Annotated in this window: 2 protein-coding genes; both read left to right on the top strand. The window is 33.8% G+C overall.

Annotation, left to right across the window (positions count from 1 at the left end; translation table 11 throughout):
- Nucleotides 1-15 precede the first annotated feature (15 nt).
- Nucleotides 16-468, top strand: coding sequence for a lasso peptide biosynthesis B2 protein (locus AC1DTM_RS27680; RefSeq protein ID WP_088099431.1), 453 nt, complete (start codon nucleotides 16-18; stop codon nucleotides 466-468).
- A gap of 22 nt (nucleotides 469-490) precedes the next feature.
- The coding region (locus AC1DTM_RS27675; protein ID WP_477001396.1) for a nucleotidyltransferase domain-containing protein at nucleotides 491-1144 on the top strand (654 nt) is incomplete at its 3' end.

Raw genomic sequence — 1144 nt, 5'->3', positions numbered from 1 at the left:
GAAGTAGGGAGATAAATGAATATAGTAAAAAAGTTAACTGTTTTTTTATCACTAGATATGAAGACCAGATTTTTATTCATAGAGGCATATATGTATTTAGGATGGGCTCGTATTCTCAAATTTATGTCATTCTCTAAGTCTGCCCCTACATTAGGTATTTATATGGATGAAACATCTTTAAATTATGTTGAATCTAATATTAGGATGCTTAAAAATATAGCTGAAGTTATTCAAATTACGAGTCGCCATACTCTTTGGGATAGTCAATGTCTTGTGAAAGCGATAGCTGGGATGAAAATGCTAGAGAGACGCCAAATTGAGAGTACGCTTTATTTAGGAACTACAAAGGATGAAGATGGAAAAATGGTTGCTCATGCGTGGCTACGAAGTGGTCCTTTTTACATCACTGGATCGGAAGGGATGGAGAAATTCACTGTAGTTGGAACGTTTGCAAAGAAAGTAGATTGAAAAACAACTAAAGGAGAATAAAATGAGTAATGATTTTCATCTTAATGTAGAATGTCTGTCTAAAGAGTTAATATTATTATTGGAAATTTTGAAGTTGCGTAATGATGATAGCGTACTTGGAAATCAAAGTGAGTGGCCAGTAGATATTGATTGGACTAAGTTTCTTGAATTGGCAATGCATCATCGGGTGCATCCATATATTTATCCAAAGGTGAACGGAGTAAATAAAGGGTTAATTCCATCTCATATTATGAATATATTGCGTCAAAACTTTAAAGAGAATATGTTTCGAATGCTATTTCTAAGTGCTGAAATGGAGCAAGTAAGTAAATGGTTTATTGAAAATGATATTAGTACTCTTTTTTTAAAAGGACCAGCACTTGCGCATGATCTTTATGGCGATGTCTCCTTGCGAACATCTTGTGATTTAGATGTTCTTATCCCGATTAATCAGTTGGAGAATGCGGAAAGAATTCTTTTAAAACAAGGGTATGTGAAGGATGAATATATTCAAACAGTATTAAATGATTGGAAATGGAGGCATCATCATATAACATTTTTTCACCCTGGAAAGAAAATTAAACTGGAAATTCATTGGCGGCTAAATCCAGGTCCTGGGAAGGAAATGAAATTTGTGGAATTATGGAAGAGGAAAAGAAAAAGTACATTAGTAAGC

Source organism: Bacillus sp. P4_D3 (assembly GCF_056401855.1).
The sequence above is the reverse complement of the archived record's forward strand: the minus strand, read 5'-3'. Positions and strand labels throughout refer to the sequence as shown.

Excerpts from the sequence above, each read along its gene's own strand:
- AC1DTM_RS27680 (WP_088099431.1), top strand. The coding sequence starts at position 16 with ATGAATATAGTAAAAAAGTTAACTGTTTTTTTATCACTAGATATGAAG.